This is a genomic window from Acidaminococcus sp. (assembly GCF_057597765.1).
On record NZ_DBMBXK010000007.1, the window covers coordinates 98,998 to 116,042 of the forward strand.

Consider the following 17,045-nt stretch of genomic DNA (forward strand, 5'->3'; position numbering starts at 1 on the left):
CAGCACCCTTATTTTCCATACCCTCTGGGCATCACGTCCGGAGGGATGGGACACTGGTAAGTGCGGCCGGCCATACGCTTTTCCAGTTCGGCCCGGGCTTCCTGCAGCACCGCCGGCTGTTCATAAAGGGTCCGGGCCCCTTCCGCCAGCACCCGGGCAGCGAAGAAGCAGCCCTTCAGGGCCACGGTGCCCTTGTCCTGGGCCACCCACTGCCAGGAATGGGCACTGGTGCCGATGGCAAAGCAGGCGGCGGCAAACTGGGCCAGAGGAGTCACATAACTTACATCCCCGGTATCCGAAGACCCCATGGCCACCGCGTTGGTGGGCTGGTAGGGCAGGATATAGGCTCCGGTGGGGTCCTTCCGGATCAGTTCCTCCCGGAGTTCCGGATCCGGGAAAGGCGCCATCCCGGGATCCTGCCACACCCGTTCCGGAGCCAGCTGGTCCTGGAACTTCTTCAGGAAGGCTTTTTCCGCTTCCGTACGGAGGGGAGCGCCCACCTGGACCATGGCATCATGCAGCACTTTTCCCAGGGTCCGGTTGGGCACCAGGTTGGACACTGCCTTGTCGAACCGGACGGACAGCTCCGTTTCCGTCATGAGAGCCGCCCCCCGGGCAATGTTCACCACCCGGTCATACAGCCGTTTGGTCTCTTCATTGGTCCGGGAGCGGACCAGATACAGCACTTCCGCCTTGGGTTGTACAACGTTGGGTGAAACCCCGCCGGTGTCCAGGATGGCATAGTGGACCCGATCATAATCCGCCATATGCTCCCGCATGTAGTTGACTCCCACATCCATAAGTTCCACCGCGTCCAGGGCGCTCCGGCCGTTCTGGGGAGCAGCCGCCGCATGAGCCGCCCGGCCCCGGAAGGTAAAGGCCGCCTGGATGTTGGCCTGGTTGGATCCCACCATCACTTCGTTCTGGGTCCCGGGATGCCAGGTAAGGGCTGCATCCACGTCAGCAAAAGCCCCTTCCCGGGTCAGGTAGGTTTTGCCGCTGCCCCCTTCTTCCGCCGGGCATCCATAGACCCGTACGGTTCCCCGGCCGGGATGGGCAGCCAGGTAATCCTTCAGGAGAAGGCCTGCCCCCACTGCCGCTGTGCCCAGAAGGCAGTGGCCGCAGCCGTGGCCGTTGGGATTCCCTTCCCGGGGCTTCTCCTCCCAGATCCCGTCTTCCTGGCTGAGACCGCTCAAGGCATCATATTCTCCCAGGATGGCGATCACCGGCTTCCCGCTGCCGTATTCCGCCACAAAGGCGGTGGGCATGTGGGCCAGTCCCCGGGTCACCTGGAAACCGTGGCGCTCCAGCAGATCCTCCATAGCCTGGGCGGACTGGAATTCCTGGAATTTCAGTTCTGCAAAGTCCCAGATACAGGCATTCAGTTTCTCCAGTTCCTTTTCATAGGGTTCCAGATTCATAGGTTTCGACCTCCCTTTTTCTTAAACAACTGTTGTACAACCATTGCCGGACACAGGTTGTTTTACTTCTTCCCCGGCTTGTCCCGTCGGGCGTCCAGCTCGTCCAGAAGCCGTTCCCGGGCCAGTTCATAGCAGGCATCGATATAGGTGAGCCCTGCCTGGCGCACCAGCTGGTACCCCAGGAGAGCCGAAGCTGCCTGGCCCACCACCGGCACCGCCTTCAGGAAACTCCGGGCGGCGAATTTCCGGCCCAGGGTCTTGATGATCACCTTGATCCCTTCCTTGCTCATGCCCCCCAGGACCATGGCCTTGTCCCGGAGAGACACCTTCCGGCTGCCGTGGATCAGTTCCGGGGTGATCCCGAAGGCATCCCGGATGCATCCGTACATCTGGTACAAGATCAGAAGGTCCACTGCCGCATCCACCCCGATGATGGGATTGATCCCGTTGTAGGCGGCGTAGGTGGAACTCCGGCGCACATAGCTCCGGGCCGCTTCCCGTTTGGCATCCAGCTGCTGCCGGGTCCGGGCCTCTGCGGTGAGGATGTACTTCTCCCGCCGGGCCGCAGGCATTTTCCGGATGATGGCGTCATTCAGTTCATCCAGCCCCGAAGGGGCATCCTTCCGGGCACACACAAAGACCAGTTCAAAGTCTTCCCGGCCCAGCTGTCCGGCCACATCCCGGCGGATGGCCTCTTCGCTTTCCTCCAGGCTCAGCCCCTCCTCATAGATCAGGTCCGTCTTGTTCCGGACAAAGATACAGGACTTGCCCTGGGCGGTCAGCTGCCGGAACAGTTCCGTATCCCCCTGGTGGAGCTTGTCGGAGAATACGCACAGGAACATATCATACTTGAAAAGATGGAATTGTTCTATGAACTCATTCCAGGGAAAGGATTTTGTCCCATAGCCCGGCAGATCGATAAAGGTGGCATCCCCGTGCTCCACCAACAACGGCTCCCGGGTGGTGTCCGTTTCCACCCCCACCGGGGCCGCCTGGTAGCCGCAGATGGCATTGATCAGGCTGGACTTCCCGGAGCCCGGCTGTCCGAACAGCACAATGGTCACATTCTCCTGATCCAGGTTCTTCAGTTTTTCTCTGATGGCATTTCCGTCTTTTGTCATGGTTCCCCCATCTGGATTTCCGCCTGGAGCCGTTCCAGGGCGTACTCCCAGCAGGCATCGATGTATTTTTCACCTAAAAAGTACATGCTTCCGGCGTTGAAGCCCATTACTGCCGCGCCCCCCACCACCGGGATCACTTTGGCCACTTTCCCGGAGGCCTTTTTCCGCAGGAGCCAGGTCAGCCCCTTGGTTACCCGTTCTCCGGTGACTCCTTCCGCCAGTTTCTTCACCACCTGGGAACTGGGCCCTTCCGGCTGGACTTCCTTTTCGCTGACTCCGAAGGCTTCCCGGATGGCCCGGTACAGGCTTTTCAGGATCTGGCTGTCCAGGGCCGCGTCCATGCCGATCACCGGGTTCAGGCCGTTGGCCGCCGCCAGGACCATGAATTTCTTCAGGGACCGTTCCGCCGCCTTCCGCTTCACCAGCAGGGCTTCTTCCGTATAGGCTTTGGCATGGCGGAAGAACCGGTCCCGCTGGGCTTCCGGCAAAAGCGCCCCCATGGCCCGTTCCAGTTCCAGGATCCCCCGTTCCGCCGCCGGCCGGTTCCGCCGGCAGCTGGTGAATACCACCTGTTCCCGGGGTCCCACCAGATGGTGGACATCCCGGGTGATCTTCTCCTCCAGCTCTTCCCGGCTGCAGGAAGGATCGTAGAGCCCGTCGCATTTGTTCCGGACAAACAGACACACCCGGCCGGTCCGGGCGATCTTCCCGAAAAATTCCACATCCGCCTCATGGAGCTTTCCGGCGAACACGCACAGGAACAGGTCGTACTGGAGAGGATTGAAGGCGCTGAAATAAGCATTTTCCGGGAACAGGCTGGTGTCATAGCCGGGCAGGTCCACATAGATCACATCCGGACACTCCACGATCTGGGCCTGACGGGTGGTGTCCGTGGCCTGGCTCACCCGGGCCACCCGCTGGCCGGCCAGTTCATTGATCAGAGAGCTTTTCCCGGCTCCCGGCTGCCCGAAGAGGCAGATCTTGATTTTATGGTCCCGTTCCCGCTGCCAGGCCTGCAGGAACTGGGATACCAGGGCTTTGGCATCTCCGGCCATACGATTCCCTCCTTTATGCTTCTTCTGTTTCGTTGGCCAGGCTCCACATAAGCCGGGTCACGGCCGCTTCCAGGGTCATGGGGCCCCCGGATTCCACTCCGGCCTGGGCCGCCAGGATCCCCATGGGATACAGGGACAGATCCACCCCGTCAAAAAGGCACTGGCTGACGCACACCACCCGGACGCCTTTTTTGATGGCCCGGCGGATGGCCGGCAGGAAGTTCTGCTGGTCCGTATTCACCCCGCCGGCTCCGTAGCATTCCAGCACCAGGCCCTTGTAGCCCCGGTCCACCGCATAATCGATGATATCCGGTTTCAGCCCGGGAGTCATGGTCACCGCCATCACCCGGGGTTCCAGTTTCTCTTCCACCCGGAAGCCACCCACGTTTTCCCGGCTGGGCAGGTTCTTTTTGACCCCCTCCTTGCCGAAATACAGTACGGGAGCTTCATTGACACTTTCAAAGGCATTGGGGTTCCGGGTGAAGATCTTCTTGGCGCAGTCCCCTTTGATCACCTTGTTCCCGAAGGCCACGAACACCCCGGGCAGACCGCTGGCCGCCACGGAAAAAGCCAGTTCCAGGTTGCTCCGGGCATCGCTGTTGGTAAGGCTGAGGGGGACCTGGGCCCCGGTGAGCACCACCGGCTTCCCCAGATTGATCAGCATCCGGCACAGGGCGCTGGAGGTATAGGCCAGGGTATCGGTGCCGTGGGTGAGCACAAAAGCGTCATAATCGCTGTAATTGTCCCCGATCAGCCGGGCCCAGGCGCTCCAGTGGGCCGGTTCCAGATTGCTGCTGTCCAGGAGGGTCAGATCCCGGACGGTGATCTCTCCCAGGGTCCGGAGTTCCGGCACCTGTTTCAGGATGTCCTCTCCCTTCAGGGTAGGTTCCAGGCCTTCATCGGTTACCGTACAGGCAATGGTGCCGCCAGTGGTCAAAAAGAGTATTTTTTTCATGGATTTCTGGTTCTCCTTGTTCTATTCTATAGAAACAATTATATCATATGTGGGTCATCCAGACAGAGGAAGTGACAGGTTTCCCGGATTTTTCAAGGTTGTATGCGGTTGTTTTGGTATAAAACAATGGTTGTTTTATGGTTGTTTATATATTTTCTGTTACCTTTGGAGGGGGGAATTCCCATGATCTGTCTGCACACCCGAAACCTGAAGAAAAAGCTGGCCCTGGCCCTGTCCGGCCTGGTCCTGACCACATCCCTGACCCTGTCCGCCCTGCCGGCAGCGGAAGCCTTTGACTGGAGCAATGCCATCGGCTCCATCGTCCTGGTGTCCGCCCAGTACAGCATGCTGAACAAGCAGGTGGCCTACCTGGACGGCAAGGGCCGGGGAGAATACCTGAATCAGATCAAGCAGCAGGAAGGGGTCAATGAGGATCCGGAAGCCAATGCCATGCTGGACCGGGTCATGGGTCGGCTGTCCGCCGCCATTGCCAAGACTGATCCTTCCATCGAAAAGAATCCCTATCATTATTTTGTCAACGACAGCACCAAATTCAATGCTTACTGCACCCTGGGCCACAATGTATCCGTAAACATGGGCCTGTTCACCACCCTGAACTACAACGAGGACGAACTGGCCTTTGTATTGGGCCATGAACTGGGTCACGGGGAGCAGCACGACCCGGCCAACGGAGTGAAGCGTACCTTCCCCATTGCCCTTCTGGCAGCCGTGGCCGGCAGCCAGAGCAATATGCTGGAAGCAGTGGGCACCAACCTGCTGGCCAACCTGGGCAGTGCCAAGCTGGTGACCCTGCCTATGGAAAAGAAAGCGGATGAGCTGGGCTTCACCTACGCCACGGAAGCCGGGTACAACCCGGGAGCCGGCAGTGCCCTGTGGCAGCGGGTAATGGAAAAGATGGGCAACAACCGGGAAACCTTCCTGGGCACCATCTTCATGCCCAGCGACCATCCCAACAACGGATCCCGCCGGGACAAGTATACCCAGCGGCTGTATGAATACAGCGGAAAACATGTGAATGTGGACAAAAAGACCGGAGCCATCCTGGTGAACAAAAAGAACCTGGGGCTGGTCCAGCCCGGAGGGGACATGAGCAGCCGGGAGCGGACCTACCTGGTGGCCGGCAGCCTGGCCAAAGTCTACCACGAACAACCCAATACACAACCTTCTGCTGAACAGGATGGCAGCAATCTCTACTTCGGAGGCCAGCGGATCATGAGCCTCCAGTATGGGGACAACGGAGCCCAATGGGTGGAAAAGCTGAACCAGGCGGCGAATAAAGGAAAACAACCGGTTAAACAACCTGTTGTTTCGAATAAAAAAGAAGGCTCCTCACGTTAACGTGAGGAGCCTTCTGGTCGCGGGCCGCGACCGGGCTGCTGCACGCTGCGTGCAGCAGCCCTTATTTCATCTCATCCGGCAGGATCAGATTCAGCACTACGGCCACCACGAACACTACCGCCACGCAGTTTTCTGCGAAGACGCTTTTCATCAGGTCCGGGAAAATCTTGAAGATGGAGGGATTCTGGGTGAAGCCGATGCCGATGGACAGGCTCAGGGCAGCGATGGTCATGTTCCGCTGGCTGTAGCCGCAGCTGCCCAGCATCCGGACCCCGCTGACCACAATGGACCCGAACATCATCAGGGTGCATCCTCCCAGCACCGCTTCCGGCAGGGAAGCCAGGATCACTCCCAGCACCGGGAACAGTCCGGCCAGGATCATAATGGCGGCCCCGCTGGCCACGGCCTTCCGGTTCACCACATGGGTCATGGCAATGAGCCCCACGTTCTGGCTGAAGGACGTAATGGGCAGACAGCCGAACAGGGAGGACAGGGCACTGATGAACCCGTCCACTCCGATGGACCCTTCGATTTCCTTATCCGTGGCATTCCGGCCGAAGCCCATCACCGTCAGGGCAGAGGTATCCCCCAGGGTTTCTGTGGCAGACACCAGAAAAATCAGGAATACGGAAAAAATGGCATCCGGATGGAATTCCAGCCCATAGGGCAGAGGCTGGGGCAGGGAAAACAGCCCGGCGGAACTGATCTTGGACAGATCCACCATACCGTAGAAAAAAGCGGTGATGTACCCTACCACCAGGCCAAACAGCACGGACAGCTGCTTGTAGAAGGATTTGGCCTTGATGTTGAACAGCAGACAGGAAACCAGGGTCACGGTACCCACGATCATGTAGGGAGCTTCCCCGAAATGGGGATTCCCGAAGCCGCCTCCGAAGGAATTGGCCCCGATCCCCAGCAGGGAGAACCCGATGGAGGTCACCACGCTGGCGGACACAATGGGAGGGATGAACCGGCGCCACCACCGGGCAATGAGCCCCAGGCACCCTTCCAGACAGCCCCCTACCAGAGCCGCCCCCAGGATGGCCCCATAGCCGTATTTGGCTCCGATGACGCAGAAGGTGGACACAAAGGTGAAGCTGATCCCCATGATAATGGGCAGCCGGCTGCCCAGAGGCCCCACCGGGAACATCTGGAACAGGGACCCTACCCCGGCCATGATCATGGCCGCCTGGATCAGGGCCGCCGCCTGTTCCGTAGGCATCTTTACCGCCCCGGTGACGATCAGGATGGGAGCGATGTTGGCCACGAACATGGCCAGTACATGCTGGAGTCCGAAAGGCGCCGCTTTCTTTAGGGAGATTTTTCCATCAAACTGGTAAATCGGGTCAGTGCCAGTCTGGGCCGGTTCCTGGATTTTTTCTTCTTCCATGGCGCCCCCTTACCGGAATACGATGGTGCCGGTGGCCGCATCCATCTTTTCGATGATGGCCAGGCTCTTTACATCATAGCCTTTCTTCCGCAGGGCGTCCCCGCCTCCCTGGAAACCTTTTTCGATGGCGATGCCCACCCCTTCCACTTCGGCGCCGGCCTGGTGGACCAGGTCGATAAGGCCTTCCACCGCGCAGCCGTTGGCCAGGAAGTCATCGATGATCAGCACATGGTCTCCTGCGTTGAGATACTTCTTGGAAACGATTACATGGTTCACCTTGTTGTGGGTAAAGGATCTGATTTCCGTGCTGTACACTTCTTTGTCCATGTTGCTGCCGGCGCTTTTCTTGGCAAACACCACCGGCACCCGGAAATGGACTGCCGTCAGGCAGGCAATGCCGATGCCGGAAGCCTCGATGGTCAGGATCTTGCTGATGGGCCGGTCCTTGAACAGCTGATAGAATTCTTCTCCCAGCTTGCTGATGAAGGGCACATCGATCTGGTGGTTCAGGAAACTGTCCACCTTCAGCACATCCCCGCTTTTGATAATGCCGTCCGCCAGGATCTTTTTCTGCAGTAAATTGTACTCCGCCATGTCTTCCTCCCGTTTCTTCCAGACAAATCAAATTCGTTTTCTGTAAAAGACAATTATATCATACCCTGGCTCCTGAGAAAACAAAAAAGGCTGTTGCCTCAGCAACAGCCTTCCGTCTTTCAATATGGAGCGGGCAATGGGAATCGAACCCACCTCTAAAGCTTGGGAAGCTTTCATTCTACCAATGAACTATGCCCGCATCAGATAAATTGTATTTTAGCAAATTTTTTCTTTTTTGTAAAGGGTGATCAGAATTTTTTTCTTTCCGCTGGCAATTAACTTCCCCAGTTAACTTTTTCTGGCAGAACCTCCCAGATGGGGTATAATAAAGGATATGATTATGGACATATGACCGGACACACTGCTTCCACAGCGGTTTCCGGATCTGTTACAGGCAAAGAGGGGGATTTTTTTGAATACACCGGGCAAATTCCAGGAACTCCACAGTTTTTACGATACCCTGCCCAGCGGGATTTGTCTTTTTACCACCCAGGGATCAGAACAGATCCTTTTTGTGAACCCGGGCTTCCTGTCCCTGTATTCCTGCACCACTGAAGAGGAATTCCAGGTCCTTACCGGAGGCACCTTCCAGGGCATGGTGGATCCGGAAGACTACCAGCCCCTGGAAACCCTGGGCCAGAAGGCCTCCGCTGTCTCTCACCAGGAAACCGGCATGACCCAGATTTACCTGACCTTCCGGATCAAGACCCGGGAAGGCCATTTCCGGCGGATAGAAGGGACCCTGTCCAAAGGCACCCTGCCCCAGGTGGGTACCGTATGGATCATGAACCTGGTGAGCAGCTCCCAGAAAGTGCTGGTCCGGAAACAGGATCCGGTCACCGGGCTTATGGGGGTCCGTGCCTTCTACCAGACTGCCCTGAACCTGTCCCTGGAAAAAAAGGCCCAGGGCAGACTGAAATCCTACAACCCGGTATACCTGAACCTGACCAACTTCAAATTGTACAATGCCACCTGGGGGATCCAGGCCGGGGACAACCTGCTCCGGTCCGTGGCCAGCATTCTCCAGTCCCTGTTCCCGGGCCAGCTGATGACCCGGCTTACCGGGGACGGATTTGTGCTCCTGGCTCCGGCGGAAAAGCTCCGGGACAAACTCCAGGAAGCCGCCCGGCAGGTGGACCAGTGCACCGGCAACCCCACCATCCAGCTGAAGGCAGGAATCTATCCCCCCAATGAAAAAGCTTCCCTGACGGATCTGCGCCATGCCTTCGACATGGCCAAATTCGCCTGCGATTCCATCAAGAAAAACGCCATCCAGTCCTGGGCTGTCTATACCCCGGAACTGGCCGCCCAGCAGGAGACCCGGGTCTTTGTGCTGGAAAACTTCTCCCGGGCCCTCCAGTCCGGCCAGATCCAGGTGTACTACCAGCCCATTATCCGGAGCCTTACGGGCAAACTGTGCAGCCTGGAGGCCCTGGCCCGATGGATCGATCCGGAACGGGGGATGATCTCTCCGGGGATCTTTGTGCCCATCCTGGAAGAAGCCCGGCTGATCCACCAGCTGGATCAGTATGTACTGAGCCAGGCCGGCAAACTGCTCCGGGAACAGCGGCGGAACCACCAGCCCATGATCCCCATTTCCGTAAACTTCTCCCGGGTGGATTTCCTGGTCACCGACCCCTTCCAGCTGGTGGAAAAAGTGGTACGGAAATACGGGCTCCAGCGGAACTTCCTGTGCATTGAAGTGACGGAAAGCGCTCTGGTCCAGCATTCCTCCCACATTTTCCAGACCCTCCAGAAATTCCACAACAGCGGCTACAAAATCTGGCTGGACGATTTCGGCAGTGCCTACTCCTCCCTGAACGTGCTCCACAACTACCATTTCGATGAGCTGAAGATCGATCAGGCCTTCCTGAAGAACCTGAACGACAAGGGGAAGGAAATCATCACCTCCATCGTGCTCATGGCCAAGACCCTGGGAGTCCATACCCTGGCAGAAGGCGTGGAAACGGAAGAACAGCTGGCCTTCCTGAAAAAGATCGGCTGTGAAAAGATCCAGGGATTCTACTACAGCCGTCCCCTGCCCTACGAAAAGCTCCTGACCCATCTGATGAAAATGCACATCAAGCCGGAAAACAGCCTGGAAAACCAGTGCTATGAACAGGCCGGTCTCATGAACGTGGTGTCCGAAGCCCCCCTGGGCCTGTTCCGATATACCCGGAAATACGCCACCCTGCTGTACATCAACGAGGCCTACCAGAAGGTTCTGGCCAGTGTGGGCACCCATTCCCTGGAAGAAGCCAATGAGAACCTGCTGGATCCCGCCTATCCCTTCCGGGACAAGTTCCGGATGTTCCTGGACCAGGTGGCGGACAGCACCGCCACCCATTCCCTGGTATATGTGGACAACGGCCAGTACATCCGGATCAAGGCCCGGAAAATCATGGGCAATCCCCAGTTCTGTCTGGGCCGGCTGGAAATCCAGAACATCACCTTTGACAAAAACACCCGGCTCCACCACAAACTGGACAAACTGTTCCGGAACCTGGTGCTCATGTACGACTCCCTGATGTATCTGGATATCGGGAAAGACCAGGTCCAGGTGCTCCAAAGCTCCGTGCCTTCCCTGAACAGTGACGCCGTTTATCCGGACATTGCCGGCTTCCTGGCCCGCTACGCCAAGAAATTCGTCCATCCGGACGACCGGGAAAAATTTCTCCAGTTCACAGATCCGGACAGTCTCCACGCCCAGGGCCGGGAACAGGGCCGGGTGGATGTCAAGGACCAGTTCCGGATCCGCCGGCCTGACGGAAACTACCGGTGGATGATTTTCCATGCCATGTTCCTGTACAAAGATCCCACCCGGAACATCCTGCTGACCGTCCAGGACAATGTGTGGGAACGGAAGGATCTGACCACCCGCCGGAAAGAACTGCCTCTGTTCAACATGTCCCTGGGAGTCCCTCTGGAAAAGATACCCCAGACGGAACACGACTACCAGACCCTGCTGTGGAATGCGGTGCGCACCTCCCCCCTGAAATTCTTCTGGAAGGACAGCCAGCGCCGGTTCCGGGGTGCCAGCCGCTCCTTCCTGAAATTCTACGGCCTGGAAGAAAAGGACATCCTGGGGAAAACCGACGAGGAAATGGGCTGGCACCCCATGCCCGGCACCTTTCAGAACGATGAGGAAGAGGTGGTGCATCAGGGCCGGACCATTACCCAGCACCTGGGGACCTGCATTGTCCGGGGCGTCCCCCATCCCATTGTAGCCACCAAATCCCCTCTGTACAAAGGGAATCAGATTGTGGGACTTTTGGGCTATTTTGACGATCTGGAGAACTACCCCGCCCAGGCGGAACTGATCCGGGACCTGAATCTGAAAGATCCGGAAACCGGCTTTCTCAGCTACCGGGGCATGCTGGAAGCCGGCCTCCAGTATGCGGATTCCTGGCGGTACCAGCAGGATGACTATGCCGCCTTCCTGCTGGACATCCCGGAATTCGACCAGTTCCGCCGGACCTACGGGCCGGAAGCGGGCCGGAAACTGCTGACCAAAGTGGTGGAAACCTTCCAGCATCTCCATCTTCCCACCATTTCCCTGGCTCACATCGGCAGCTGCTGCTTCCTGGGCTTTACCAAGACCACCCTGAAGGACCAGCTGGACAGCCAGATCCAAAAGCTGACCCAGGCCATCCACAGCATTACGGAAGTGGACGGCTACAGCTGCACCCTGTACCTCCAGTATGCCCTGGCCCGGGGATCGGAAGTGGACAACCTGGACAACCTGCTGGCCCTTCTCACGGAACGGCTGAAGGAATCCCGGGATCAGCGGTACGGGGAATCGGTGTTCATCGGAGACCGGATCGTCTTTGACCGGGAAAAATTCGACACCATGGACGAACTGGTGATGATCAGCGATCCGGAAACCTATGAGATGGTCTACATGAACCAGGCTGCCCAAAAGGCCTACCACGTGGACGGGCCCCGGGAGTATAAAGAGAAAAAATGCTACGAACTGCTGGAAGGACAGAAGGCCCCCTGTGCCTACTGTCCCCTGTCCATCCTCCGGCAGGACCGGTTCCACACCGCCACCCATCACAGTGTGAAATCCGGCCTGGACCTTCTGGTCCGGGATACTCTGGTACCCTGGCGGGGGCGGGTGCTCCACTTCTCCATGGCCCTGAACCTGAAGGAATATGTGGATATGGACATTGCCCGGAACGATCTGATCTTCCGGGAAGCCGCCGCCAATGACGCGATTGCCATCGGTCTCCGGGAAGAGGATCCGGACCTGGGGATCCAGAAAATGATCATCCAACTGGCGGAAAATATGGGAGCGGAACGGTTCTACATTTTTGAGGAAGGCCCCGATGACACGGTGAGCGCCACCTATGAATGGGTCCGGAAAGGGCTGGAACCCATGAAGAATCAGCTCCAGCACGTACCCAAAAAAGACGTACAACTGTTGTACAACTCCTTTGACAAGGAACAACTGGCCCTGATCCCGGATATGCCCCAGCTGCTGGCCAAACAACCGGATTTCCATCTCCGGATTCCCGGGATCCGCAGCATTGTGTCCGGCCATCTCACCCAGGGGGAACGGTCCCTGGGGTATACGGAAGTGGTGAACCCCACCCCGGATACCTTCCGGTCCGCCAGCCTGCTGTTGGCCACCCTGACCCGGTTCTTTGCCATTATGCTCCGGATCCGGAACAACCGGCGGACTCTCCAGGCCAACAGCCGGACGGACCAGCTCACCGGCCTGGGGAACCGGTATGCCTTCCACGACACCATAGCCTCCCTGCCCAGTGGACAGGATCTGGTCTTTGTGTTCGGGGACATCAATGGCCTGAAGCGGGTCAACGACACCCAGGGCCATGAAGCGGGAGACCGGCTGATCCGTTCCGCCGCCCAGGTACTGGACGAAATGAAGGGCCTGGGAAAGGTGTTCCGGATGGGGGGCGATGAATTCCTCCTGATCCGGGAAATCGACGCTCCAGCAGAGGCTGAGGAGCTGATCCACAGCCTGAAGGACCGGTACAAAGCCCGGGGCATCAGCGTGGCCCTGGGCGCCGTCACCTGCCGGACCCCCATCCCCGACGTGGACCAGATCCTCACCCAGGTGGACCGGAAGATGTACAAGGACAAGGGCGTGATGTACGGAAGGAGAAGTACGGATAGATAAACAGGGCTGCTGGGTACGCAGCAGCCCTGTCAGCGGTCAGCGGCCGTTGACCGCTGACAAGAAAAGGTGTGAAGCAGCGCTTCACACCTTTTCTTTTACCCGTGCCAGGAAATCCTCGAACAGCTTCAGCTGTTCCGGATGCTCCTGCCACATGTTTTCCGGATGCCACTGGACGGCTACTACCTGCTTGTGGTCGTGGGATTCCACACTTTCCTGGACCCCGTCAGGAGCCACGGCGGTGACTTCCAGGGCCTCTGCGACCCGGTGGATGGCCTGATGATGCCGGGAGTTGACATAAGCCTTTTCTCCCAGGGACCCAAATAGGCTGCTGCCGGGAACCAAAGTCACATGATGGGTGGGATACCCTCCCGGTGCCCCCTGGGAATGACGGATGGTGCACTGGGGATCCTCACTGGGCAGATCCTGGTACACATTCCCTCCCAGAGCGATGTTGATCAGCTGGCAGCCCCGGCAGATGCCGAAAATGGGTTTTCCGGCCTGGTAGAAGGCCCGGAACAGCTCCAGTTCGAACAGATCCCGTTTGTAGTTGGTCCGGCCGATCTTCCACTTGGGTTCCTCCCCGAACAGAGTGGGATCCACATCCGGCCCTCCGGGGATGATCAGCCCGTCAAACAGGTCCACATAGTCCTCCCCCCGGGCTCCGGGCACATCTGGAAGCACCACCGGGATGGCCCCCAGCCGGGCGATTACTTCCACCAGTCCCCGGGGGGCAAAAGGCGCCTCCACCAGGTTGGTCACCTCCGATGCATAAGGATAGGTATCCGCCGTAATGGCAATGCGGCATTTGCTCATAAGTTTCCTCCTTCCGCCGGTTTCCCGGCGCTGCAGTTGGTTCCATTATAGGAAATTGCGAAAGGAGATGCAAGGCTGCGGCTTCCCAGCATCCCTTTTCCACAGAACGTACGTTCACAAATCCCCCGTCCGGCCTGTATTTCCGGGGTTTTCCCCAAAGTTGTCCACACCTGTGGATAACTTTCTGTGGAAAACTCCCTTTCCTGTGGAAAAGTCCCTGGAGCCAGGTTTTCTGCGGGTTCCCCCCTCTTGCTCCCGGCACTTATCCACATGCCAGGGAATATGGTATAATGAAAAATATCCCTTACAGGAGAAAGGAGGTTTGTCATGGCCAAGAAAAAACTGGTGGAACTGGACCTGTTCGCCGAGCAGGAACCGGCAGCGGAACATCCGTCCCCCCGGCCCCCGGCCCGGAAAAGACCGGCTCCCCCGGTCCTGAAAAAGCCCTTTGTCACCAACCTTTCTCCCCGGTACACCTTCGACAATTTCGTGGTGGGAAATTCCAACCGGTTTGCCAAGGCAGCCGCCATGGCCGTGGCCAACAACCCGGCCTTTGCCTACAACCCCTTTTTCCTGTTCAGCGACTCCGGCCTGGGGAAAACCCATCTGATGAACGCCATCGGCAACCAGATCCGGAAGAACCACCCGGACATGAAAGTGCTGTACATTTCCAGTGAAACCTTCACCAATGAGCTGATCGAAAGCGTGGAACACAACCGGCTGGAAGCCTTCCGGGAAAAATACCGGAACATCGACGTGCTCCTCATCGACGACATCCAGTTCCTCCGGAACCGGGAATCCACCCAGGAGGAGTTTTTCCACACCTTCAACACCCTGGAAAAGGCCAACAAGCAGATCATCATTTCCAGCGACCGTCCCCCCGGGGAACTGGACACCCTGGAAGAACGGATGATCAGCCGGTTCAATTCCGGCCTTACCGCCGACATCCAGCACCCGGATCTGGAAACCCGGATGGCCATCCTCCAGAACCTGGCCCATACAGAGCAGGTTCTCTTTCCCAACGATGTGATCCTGCTGATTGCCAGCAGCATCACCAGCAATATCCGGGAACTGGAGGGAGCCTACAACCGGGTCTGCGCTTATTCCACCGTGACCCGGGAACCCATTACCCTGGATCTGTGCCGCCGGGCCCTGAAAGAACTGGCCCTGCTGGACACCCCCCAGTTCGTTACCGTAGACGCCATCCAGCAGCAGGTGGCGGACCATTTCCGGCTCCACCGGTCGGAACTGATCGAAAAGAAACGGACCAAACGGGTGGCGGTGCCCCGGATGATCGCCATTTACCTGACCAAGGAAATGGCCGGCCTTTCCCTGAAGAAAATCGGAGAATGTTTCGGGGGCCGGGACCACAGCACCATCATCCACGCCTGCGAAAAGATCCAGAAAGACCGGCAGAAAGATCCGGAGCTGAACAAGGAAATCGAGGCCCTGACGGCTGCGTTGAAAAAGGGAGTGTGAAAACTTCACATCCCAGTCCCGGGTCGCGACCCGGGACTGGGATGTTGCATTTTCCATGGAACACCCCCTATTGCATCCCAGCTCTCTGTAACCCCTGTCCCTGCTCTTTGCACAGGGACAGGGGTGTTTTTTGCCCGGTGGGAAGCAGTTTTCCACAGGGGAAATCCCTGTTCCACAGCCGGGAAGCCCCATAAAAAGGGATTATCCACATACTTATCCACACCTGTGGATAACTTTCAGTGGAAAACTCCCTGGCTTGTGGAAAACCCCTGGAGCCACAGCCCATGCCGGATCCGGGACTTTATCCCCAGATTTATCCACATGTCCACTGGAGGTGTTGTACAAAACCTGCAACACCTCCTAGCTGTAGAGCCGCATAGCGGCTCAAGTCTGGAGTCGGGAGTCTGGAGCCGAAGGTTAAATTTGCAGGAAAATTTTTTGAATGTGTAGAACCTTTGGACGAAATGATCTCTCAGATTGCTTTTGATTCTGGTTCTACAGAATCAAAGGGATCCGTCCAGCCAGACGGATCCTGTCCTGAGGCTTCCGACTTCAGACTCCTGACTCCTGACTTAAGTTATCCACACCCCCTCCTCCCTCTCCGCCCCCATAAAATGGGCTTATCCCCAAAGTTATCCACATCTGTGGATAACTTCCGGTGGAAAACTTTTTACCCTGTGGAAAACCCGGGGACCCCTGGCTGGCCGGGCTTTTTCCGGTTTCTTTCCTCCAGTTATGCACAGGGGCCGGACAAACGGGCCGGAATATGCTATACTATACTCATACAACCTTTGGAACCGGCCGGCTCCTTTTCCATACAACGTTGTGGGAACATTGCAGGACGCCGGTTGTCTGGAAAGCCGCCGGGCCCCTGGCGGTTTTCTTCCTGTTCTGGAAATCTATATCATATTGAGGGATGTCCGCCATGATCACCATTAAAGACTATGCCAAACAAAAGGGAGTTTCCTACGAAGCCATCCGCAAACAGATCAAACGGTATGAAGAAGAACTGGAAGGCCACCTGGTCAAACAGAACCGTTTCCTGATGCTGGATGACGAAGCCGTCCAGTTCCTGGACAGCAAACGGTCGGAAAACCCCGTGATTGTCTATGAACAGAACAAGGATGAGGAACTGGAACAGCTCCGCCACGAAAACAAAGTGCTGCTGATCCAGATGAATACGGTCCAGGACCAGCTGGGGAAAGTCCAGCAGAAGCTCATTGCGGAAATGAACGCCACCAAGCTGCTGACCCAGGAAAAGGTCCAGTATCTGGAATACAAGGCCCAGTCGGAACAGAAGGAAGTCCAGCTGAAGGATCTGGCCCGGGCCCGGGACGCCGCCCAGGCCAAAGCGGACCAGCAGGAAGCGGTGCTGCGGCTGAAGGAACAGCAGATCGGCGCCCTTACCGCCGCCAAGGAAACCGCCGCCGCCAGTCTGAAGGCCGCCGACGAAAAAATCGCCGCGGCGGAAGCCCGGGCCAAAGCCGCGGAAGAAGAAGCCTCCCGGCTGAAGAACCGGAGTTTCTGGGACCGTCTGTTCAACCGCTGACCATGTTTTTCAACAGGGAGTTATCCACATCTGTGGATAACTCCCTGTGTATAACTCTGGATTTGTGGATAACCGGAACCCGGCCCCCTGCCCCGTGCTTCCGGCGGCCCGGGAAAAAAGTTATCCACATTGTCCACAGGTTTTTCCACAGGACCGGCCTGTTTCG

The 17,045-nt window shown here is 57.7% G+C and carries 11 protein-coding genes and 1 tRNA gene; 4 read left to right on the forward strand and 8 right to left on the reverse strand.

Annotated elements, in window-relative coordinates:
• Window positions 1-8 precede the first annotated feature (8 nt).
• The 4 genes from ACZOF8_RS06400 to ACZOF8_RS06415 all read right to left on the reverse strand — a co-directional run bounded on the left by ACZOF8_RS06400 (window position 9) and on the right by ACZOF8_RS06415 (window position 4,552).
• On the reverse strand, window positions 9-1,421 hold the full coding sequence (locus ACZOF8_RS06400) for an amidohydrolase (protein ID WP_288310329.1): 1,413 nt from the start codon (window positions 1,419-1,421) through the stop codon (window positions 9-11).
• 62 nt (window positions 1,422-1,483) lie between these two features.
• Window positions 1,484-2,542: a GTPase gene (locus ACZOF8_RS06405; RefSeq protein ID WP_441368988.1), complete on the reverse strand. Its 1,059-nt coding sequence runs from the start codon at window positions 2,540-2,542 to the stop codon at window positions 1,484-1,486.
• A complete protein-coding gene (locus ACZOF8_RS06410; RefSeq protein ID WP_441368987.1) occupies window positions 2,539-3,597 on the reverse strand; it encodes a GTPase in 1,059 nt (352 codons plus the stop codon). The genes ACZOF8_RS06405 and ACZOF8_RS06410 overlap by 4 nt, the downstream gene beginning before the upstream one ends.
• Before the next feature lie 13 nt (window positions 3,598-3,610).
• The gene (locus ACZOF8_RS06415) at window positions 3,611-4,552 is read right to left on the reverse strand and encodes an asparaginase (RefSeq protein WP_022488043.1); all 942 of its coding nucleotides are present in this window, start codon (window positions 4,550-4,552) and stop codon (window positions 3,611-3,613) included.
• A 183-nt stretch (window positions 4,553-4,735) separates the two neighbouring features.
• On the opposite strand from ACZOF8_RS06415, the gene ACZOF8_RS06420 reads away from it, so the two are divergent.
• Window positions 4,736-5,911: a M48 family metallopeptidase gene (locus ACZOF8_RS06420; RefSeq protein ID WP_288310336.1), complete on the forward strand. Its 1,176-nt coding sequence runs from the start codon at window positions 4,736-4,738 to the stop codon at window positions 5,909-5,911.
• Window positions 5,912-5,972: 61 nt separating this feature from the next.
• Here ACZOF8_RS06420 and ACZOF8_RS06425 read toward each other — a convergent pair whose 3' ends face one another.
• The 3 genes from ACZOF8_RS06425 to ACZOF8_RS06435 form a co-directional block, all read right to left on the reverse strand.
• Entirely contained in the window at window positions 5,973-7,301 is a 1,329-nt protein-coding gene (locus ACZOF8_RS06425) for a uracil-xanthine permease family protein (protein ID WP_022488045.1), read from the reverse strand.
• A 9-nt stretch (window positions 7,302-7,310) separates the two neighbouring features.
• Window positions 7,311-7,895, reverse strand: coding sequence for a xanthine phosphoribosyltransferase (locus ACZOF8_RS06430; protein WP_022488046.1), 585 nt, complete (start codon window positions 7,893-7,895; stop codon window positions 7,311-7,313).
• A 125-nt stretch (window positions 7,896-8,020) separates the two neighbouring features.
• Window positions 8,021-8,094 (reverse strand) — tRNA-Gly (locus tag ACZOF8_RS06435).
• A gap of 213 nt (window positions 8,095-8,307) precedes the next feature.
• Here ACZOF8_RS06435 and ACZOF8_RS06440 point away from each other — a divergent pair.
• Complete coding sequence (locus ACZOF8_RS06440) at window positions 8,308-13,038, forward strand: EAL domain-containing protein (RefSeq protein ID WP_487426694.1); 4,731 nt, start codon at window positions 8,308-8,310, stop codon at window positions 13,036-13,038.
• A gap of 81 nt (window positions 13,039-13,119) precedes the next feature.
• On the opposite strand, the gene ACZOF8_RS06445 is transcribed toward ACZOF8_RS06440, so the two are convergent.
• Window positions 13,120-13,851, reverse strand: a complete 732-nt coding sequence (locus tag ACZOF8_RS06445; RefSeq protein ID WP_154487997.1) for a gamma-glutamyl-gamma-aminobutyrate hydrolase family protein — start codon at window positions 13,849-13,851, stop codon at window positions 13,120-13,122.
• Between the two features lie 327 nt (window positions 13,852-14,178).
• On the opposite strand from ACZOF8_RS06445, the gene dnaA reads away from it, so the two are divergent.
• Both dnaA and ACZOF8_RS06455 read left to right on the forward strand, forming a co-directional pair.
• The gene (gene dnaA / locus ACZOF8_RS06450) at window positions 14,179-15,330 is read left to right on the forward strand and encodes a chromosomal replication initiator protein DnaA (protein ID WP_154487998.1); all 1,152 of its coding nucleotides are present in this window, start codon (window positions 14,179-14,181) and stop codon (window positions 15,328-15,330) included.
• Window positions 15,331-16,255: 925 nt separating this feature from the next.
• Window positions 16,256-16,879, forward strand: a complete 624-nt coding sequence (locus ACZOF8_RS06455; protein ID WP_022488051.1) for a hypothetical protein — start codon at window positions 16,256-16,258, stop codon at window positions 16,877-16,879.
• The last annotated feature ends 166 nt before the right edge of the window (window positions 16,880-17,045 follow it).